The 6266-nt window shown below is 58.9% G+C and carries 7 protein-coding genes; 1 reads left to right on the top strand and 6 read right to left on the bottom strand.

All coding sequences use genetic code 11. The features are described from left to right. Positions 1 to 269 precede the first annotated feature (269 nt). Positions 270 to 983, top strand: a complete 714-nt coding sequence (locus JGU71_RS28910) for a methyltransferase (protein WP_307829982.1) — start codon at positions 270 to 272, stop codon at positions 981 to 983. An 8-nt stretch (positions 984 to 991) separates the two neighbouring features. Here JGU71_RS28910 and JGU71_RS28905 read toward each other — a convergent pair whose 3' ends face one another. From JGU71_RS28905 to JGU71_RS28880, 6 genes are all read right to left on the bottom strand, one after another. After that, the gene (locus tag JGU71_RS28905; RefSeq protein WP_199708617.1) at positions 992 to 2401 is read right to left on the bottom strand and encodes a cytochrome P450; all 1410 of its coding nucleotides are present in this window, start codon (positions 2399 to 2401) and stop codon (positions 992 to 994) included. A gap of 1 nt (position 2402) precedes the next feature. Then, positions 2403 to 3584: an MAB_1171c family putative transporter gene (locus JGU71_RS28900; RefSeq protein WP_199708616.1), complete on the bottom strand. Its 1182-nt coding sequence runs from the start codon at positions 3582 to 3584 to the stop codon at positions 2403 to 2405. Further along, complete coding sequence (locus tag JGU71_RS28895; protein WP_199708615.1) at positions 3581 to 4081, bottom strand: hypothetical protein; 501 nt, start codon at positions 4079 to 4081, stop codon at positions 3581 to 3583. Before JGU71_RS28895 ends, JGU71_RS28900 begins: the two co-directional genes overlap by 4 nt. A 34-nt stretch (positions 4082 to 4115) precedes the next feature. Further along, positions 4116 to 4691, bottom strand: coding sequence for a hypothetical protein (locus JGU71_RS28890; RefSeq protein WP_199708614.1), 576 nt, complete (start codon positions 4689 to 4691; stop codon positions 4116 to 4118). Continuing rightward, complete coding sequence (locus tag JGU71_RS28885; protein WP_199708613.1) at positions 4654 to 5346, bottom strand: helix-turn-helix domain-containing protein; 693 nt, start codon at positions 5344 to 5346, stop codon at positions 4654 to 4656. Before JGU71_RS28885 ends, JGU71_RS28890 begins: the two co-directional genes overlap by 38 nt. Positions 5347 to 5588: 242 nt before the next feature. Beyond that, on the bottom strand, positions 5589 to 6035 hold the full coding sequence (locus JGU71_RS28880; protein WP_307829980.1) for a helix-turn-helix transcriptional regulator: 447 nt from the start codon (positions 6033 to 6035) through the stop codon (positions 5589 to 5591). Between the last annotated feature and the right edge of the window lie 231 nt (positions 6036 to 6266).

The following is a 6266-nucleotide window of genomic DNA, read 5'->3' as shown; positions in this document are numbered from 1 at the left end:
CAACGCACCCGACCCAGCCACCGCCTTGACGCCACCACCGACCAGGTGCATCCTCACTAACGCACTCCAAGGTGGTCCCATGCTCGTGGCAAGCAGGTGGTCCCATCACCCTGGCAAATGACAGTTTGCGTGGGCGGAAGGACGGGCCGTCCATGAGGACTTGAACTGGCCACCAGTGGGGACTTTTTCATGGCCACGGTCGCGGGGTTCCACTTTCAATGCTTCCCAGTCGCTACTGTCAGTGGTCCAGACGGAGTTCTCGCCGAGACGTGATCGCCGTGGCCACCGGGGGAATCCAGGAGAAGCGTTTGTCATCATCGGAGGAGAAGGTTCAGGCGGCCGTTGCGCCGTACACAAAGGCGTTTCTCAGGGTGTACGACCTCTGGGTCGTACGATTGTCGAACCGTTATGCGTGGAGGTGCGATGCTGAAAAAATGCTTGCTCTCTACAACACCCACCTCGGTGAGAGACATCTTGAGGTCGGACCGGGAACCGGATGGTATCTCGATCACGCAACCTTTCCGACATCGCGCCCGGCCATCACCCTCCTGGATCTGAGCGCATCCACACTTGAGTTCACTGCCGCGCGATTGCCATCTGCCGTGGTAGCGCCAGTTGTAGGCAGCGTGTTGGACCCGGTCCCAGAGGCAGCCGGAGCAGCCTTCGATTCGATCGGCATCAATTACGTAATGCATTGCGTTCCGGGCAGCTTTGACGAGAAGGGCGTCGCGTTTCAGAATCTGGCACGCGTTCTTCGCGACGACGGGGTCTTGTTCGGCTCGACGATCTTGGCCAGCGGCGAGGGCCGCCGCACTCTGTTTGGACGTGCCCTGATGGGCGCCTATAGCCGAATCGGCGCCTTCAACTGTCGCCTTGACGATCGCGAGGGGCTAGAACGGGCGTTGAAGGCCGCGTTCGCGCAGGTCCAGATCACGATGGAGGGTGATGTAGCCCTTTTCGCTGCCCACGCCCCGCACCGCTGACGACTCCTTTAGATCCGTCGGCGGTGCGGGCGGATACGAAAGCCGTTCGGCTTCAACGTGATCTGTTCAACAACATCGAGCTCGTAGTCCGGCTCCCCTTCGAACGTAAACGCCCGCAGAATGTATGCCAGTGCAAGCAGGACCTCGTGGTACGCGAATTGGCGGCCAATGCATGCGCGCAGGCCGGACCCGAACGGCTTGTAGACGTAGTTGTCGAGACGGCGAAGGCGATCGGGCAGAAACCGGTCCGGATCGAACGTTTCGGCGTCTTCACCCCAGGTCTGTTTATCTCGATGGGCTTGCAATGTCAGGACGAATACCCAATCACCTTTCGCAAAACGGTAGCGACCACCACCGATGGTCACGTCTTGTTTTGCCTCGCGAAAATAGCCGGGAGCAATCGGCCAAAGTCGAAGCGTCTCGTCAACCACTCGCCGGAGGAATCGCATCTTGGCCACATCGGCGTAGGCGAGGTGGTTTCCACCTGCAAACTGTTGGTCTATCTCTGCCCGCGCTCTATCAGCTAGCTCGGGGTGCTTGGCAAGGTAGTACAACGCGAATGCCATGACGCCGGCAGACGTTTCGTGACCGGCGACCAGGAATGTGAGGATCTGGTTCCGGATATTCAGCGCATCGAGTTGCTCCCCGGTGTCTGGATCTGCGGTGGTGAGCATGCGTTCGAGCAGATCGGTGTGCCCGACGCCGCCGTTATCGTCTTTACGTTTTCTGTTGATCACGACATCGTCGACGACCTTTTTAACGTAAGCGACGTCTCGGACGTGTTGAGCTGCTTTTCTGCGACCGAGTGTCTTTTGCAGCACCGGGGGGAGGTTGGAGTTGCGATTGATGTAGGTCAAGCCACGCATCATCGCCTCGACAAAAGGGTGCTCTCCTTGGCTGTCGAAGGAGTCGAAGGTGTAGCCGAATCCGGTGCGAGCAATCACTTCGAGGGTGAAGCGGTTCATATCGCGTGCGACGTCGACCCATTCTCCGTCATGCGCAGCCCAGTGCGACGTCAGTTCCTGTGCGGTCGTTGTCATCGTCTCGTGATAACCACGCATCGCGGTTTGCGTGAATGCGGGTGCCAGGATGTTGTGCGCTTTTGCCCAGTTCGGTTCGTGGTTGTATGCGGTGAACAGACCGTCACGAGAGATGGGGCGAAGCTTTTTGAAAAGCACCCCAACGTGCTTGGTCCAGGCGGATTCGTCGTTGACTTCGGCGACAAGATCGGCGCCGCTGACAATGACGATTGGGTAGCTGACAATGCGCCGCTCGAAGATCGGCCCCAACTTCTGGGCATCGGCCATCGATGTTTGAGTGGGCTTGGCTGGGTTGATTGTCAAGATGTCGCCGAGCAGGGGTAAACGCCACTTTGGATGCGGCAGTTCGAGATTGGGGTACGTAAGTGTAGAAGTCATGTCAGCTGTGTCCTTGCGAAGAGATTGATACCGATTTCGGTGGTGATAAGGCAGCACGGCGACGAGCTGCGGGCCACGCTCCGGCGATGGCAAGAAGTTGGTTTAGCTCGGCGGTGAGATCGCGAGCGCCTACGCGAAGAGGTTTGTGCGCCTGAACGCGTGACGGCTGGGCCCCGCCATGCTTGTTCTGGATCGCTCGCGCGATTTCATATGCATAGGTCCCAGTGTCAATGGAGTCGTCGAACGTCACGGAGTTGGGAGCGAATTTCTTCAGATGAAGCAGGCTGTCTCTGATTTCGATAATCATTCTGTGCAGACGTGTTGCCGAACTGTGCGGACCGGAGGATCTGTGTAGAACGATTTCAGGCACCGTGGCCGTCAGGTCCTTCCATAGTGGTTGGAGCCGGCGACAGTATCGGCCAGTGCGGTCAAGTTTGGCCGATGCGAGGAGCACACTGATGAGTGGTACCGACGACACGATCGCGGCCCCGGTCGTAGCCCCGAAGAAGGTGAGCGCTTTCAACGTCATTTCGGGGTCCTTGGATTCGGAGCCCGAAATGACCTCAAACAGGGTCACGATCGGTGTCGCCACTGAATCGAGACCGATGGCCGCAGCCAGCGCGAGGACGCCGACGTAGAGCGCAGCCTCTCGCCGGGTCACGTCTTTCGCCCTGAGCTCGGCAACGAACACCCGCCCGATCAGTGCCGATGTGACAGCGAGCGGGGCGTAAAACGCGGACCACGCGACAACGGTTTCCCAGCCCAGCGCCTGATCGAGAAGAAGGTTTAGGTTTCTCGCCGGCGTTCCTGCCACCAGGATCACCGCCGTTGCGACAACAGCGACGCCGTCATAGATCCATTGGCGCTGCCGAACGGTGCTCGTGTCGCTTCCCGACCATGCTTTGGCGATGCCGTAAATGCAAGCGACGGTCAACAGAATGAAGCCGAACGAGGCTTGGCGCATAGCGTTGATCAGGTTTGCGTCATCGAAGGGCAAGATTCGCGCCGCTTGTGTTTGTATTGAGCTTTCACGGATTAGTAAGCCGATGAGTGCCCATGTCAATGCACGGTTGATGAGCCAATCGATCTGAGTGTCGGCGACGAGCAAGCGTCGACCCGCCGCTACCGCGAGGATAAAGAGGAGCAATGGCCAGGCGATGGCACCTGGGATCGGCGACGTCAACGATGCCTCGCTCGGAAGAAGGTGCTCCGCGTTAGGGACGGCTGCCTGCGCGGCAATGTTGCTTCGACCATGACTAGGTCAGCGAACGACTCGGCTTCCAATTCTCGGGTCGTTCCATAGTCGCTGCGCCTTAAGACACTTCTGAGGGCTTCAGGCGGTATGGACGGCAGGAGCGATTGGAGTGGGAGTTCCCAGGCCGCTTCGATGTCGCCTCCGTGTCCGAGCAGCATGTGGCCGACCTCGTGACAGATGATGTGGTCAGCGTGCCATTCTGTGTCGGCACTGTAGAAGATCAGATCTTCGTCCTGGAGCCCGATCCAGAGACCACTTCCAGTTCCGCAACCGGTGCCTGCCAATGCCTCGGGAGTCGCATCGTGCAGCGTGATCGGGCGACCTCTGTACTCCGCGACGCTGCGCAGAAACTCTGCCGGATCCCACGGGTGCGGAATCGCTACGTGCCGCGCGATTTCACGGAACCGTTCGGTTAAATCGGACATCCAGCCCCTCCTCTGGTTGTTTGCGGTGTTTGGTTTAGGTGTGCGGTTTCCTTAACCTGACTGACTCGAGCAGTTGAGCGAGTGCGTCAAGATCGCCCCCACCGCGCAGTGCAACGCTTTCAACATGGGCGTCGCGGCCTGCCGCGAGCACTCGCAGCTCGCGATGAATTCCCGCTGCCGTGGCACCTGAAGTGGTCAGATATTCACGGGGGATCCGAAAATGGCCCGCGATCGCTGCGAGGAGTTCGGCTGTGCCGGGAGAACTGCGCGTTGTATCCACAGCAACGTCCTCCCCGCGCAGCTGCTCGATCTGGTGAGCCGGGACAACTCTCCGCAGCTGGCGGCTCACCGCATCAGCCACAGCCTGACTGGACTGTTCGTTCTCGTCTCTGGAGTGAAACGTAGAAAATAGCCGGTTCAGCTTCGCAGCAAGAGTTGGTGGGACTTCTGTCTTGCTGGTATCAGTACTTGCCTGCGCTGCTACGGGGCGATGGTCGGCGGGCTCAGCAGCCTGTTTCGGAGTTCCGAATATCCGTGCCCGGCGGAGTTGGTCGAAAAGCCTGCTTTCAGCGTTAACCATGGTCATGCCCCCCTTGATCTTCGTTTCCATTCGCCTCGGTCCACCGCTGCCGAAACTGCACTTCACGGACGGGATCCAACTTCGGCAATCGCCCAGCAAGCCAGCGACGATACTGTCGATCCTCAATATCTTGCGGCCTATCTACCTCTGCTGGCACATCGAGTAGATGTGTCAATGACACAGCCACCAATGGGTGCAGGCTACGGCCGGGCCCGCCACTGCGTTCGAGAACTTCTGTTGCGTATCGGGCAAAAATTCGCGACACCAGCGCGTTGAACTGCAGCAGCGCTGACTTGACGGCAGGATCTCCGTTATTTGCACCAAGTGCGTTTAGCTGTTCGGCCACATCCAGAAGGTCCGTCAGGTCGGAGAGGTCCATAGCAATCGTGTCGGGGCCGAATCGCCGCCGCTCTGAAAAGTCTTCTACCTCTGCATTTTCCGACACTTCGGAAGGGGAGTACGCCTCCCAATAGACCTTTGCCGCAGTGCCAGAAGCCCACCCAAGTGCCTTGTCAAACTTTGCCAAGGTAGCGGGGCGAGGATCAGTGAGATTGCCCGATTCTGCTCTCACCACCGTTGGGCCCGTCGGCCCGCCGGACGCCGCCACCGCCTTCAGCGTCAGATTGCGTCGTTGGCGCCCAACTCGAACTTGCTCGCCGAAGTGGACCGGGTGGCCGGAGTACATGAACACGGATCGTACAGACCCCACGCTAAAACAACAGTCACTATCGACGCCACCTACGGAAAACAACGACAAACATACGGCAGGTAGGTTCTACAAAATTAACTGTTATTTAATCGCTAATCTGTTGTAGTTTTCTTATCGTGTCCATAGAGTGGCTTGCTATGAGCCAGATGGGGAGTGCTCGCGCCACCGCAGGGGGTGGTCGGGGGCAAAGATGGAGCAATCTTCGGTCGTCAGAGCAGCTAAGCAGGAGTACCCGCGGGCCGATTGCGCGCCCGCTCGTGCGATGCGCGCAGCTCCGCTACGTCAATACCGAGCGCAGCAGCCAGCGGGACTGCCGTCTTATCCGTGAGGTCTGTCTCACCGCGCTCGATTCGTCCAACCGTCGAGGTGTCGAGTCCGGCCTGCGCGCCCAGTTGCGGCTGAGTAAGACCTATCAGATTGCGCCAGTCTCCAGGAAAGCGTTGATCTGCCGGAATGTCGATCAGCTCGTCGATTTCGACTGTAAGCACTTTCGCGACTGCGGCGAGCTTGTCGATCTGAGGCGAGGTGGATCCCGCTTCCCATCTTTCAATCGTTGCTACGCCAATGCGCGCCAAACGCGCGAGGTCGGCCACCTTAAGTTCCGCGGCCTTCCGCGCAGCACGAAGCCCCTGCGGTCGGAAGCCGCGTATGACGCGGCGGCTCACGTGCTCTGCGGGACTTCGTTCGGGAATGTCATCGATGGACACATTGCCTCCCAGTCAACAGGATCCTTGCATGTGATGCGTATAGAGGACGCCTTTAGATGATGGTATCCTGCAGATTGGAGGTCCAGCTCTAGATCGAAATCGAAATTGACTTCCTGAAGAACCCTGGGAGCGCCATCTGATTTGGCGGTCGGCGGCGCTGCCCAGGGCCGTTCTACAGCCATCTGGTGG

The sequence above is a fragment of the Antrihabitans stalagmiti genome, from assembly GCF_016482825.1.
Classification (GTDB): Bacteria; Actinomycetota; Actinomycetes; order Mycobacteriales; family Mycobacteriaceae; genus Antrihabitans; species Antrihabitans stalagmiti.
This window is presented reverse-complemented; position numbering and strand designations above follow the sequence as displayed.

Coding starts and splice junctions, on each gene's coding strand:
- JGU71_RS28905 (WP_199708617.1), bottom strand. CDS start 2,401: ATGACTTCTACACTTACGTACCCCAATCTCGAACTGCCGCATCCAAAG.
- JGU71_RS28895 (WP_199708615.1), bottom strand. CDS start 4,081: ATGTCCGATTTAACCGAACGGTTCCGTGAAATCGCGCGGCACGTAGCG.
- JGU71_RS28890 (WP_199708614.1), bottom strand. CDS start 4,691: ATGGAAACGAAGATCAAGGGGGGCATGACCATGGTTAACGCTGAAAGC.
- JGU71_RS28885 (WP_199708613.1), bottom strand. CDS start 5,346: ATGTACTCCGGCCACCCGGTCCACTTCGGCGAGCAAGTTCGAGTTGGG.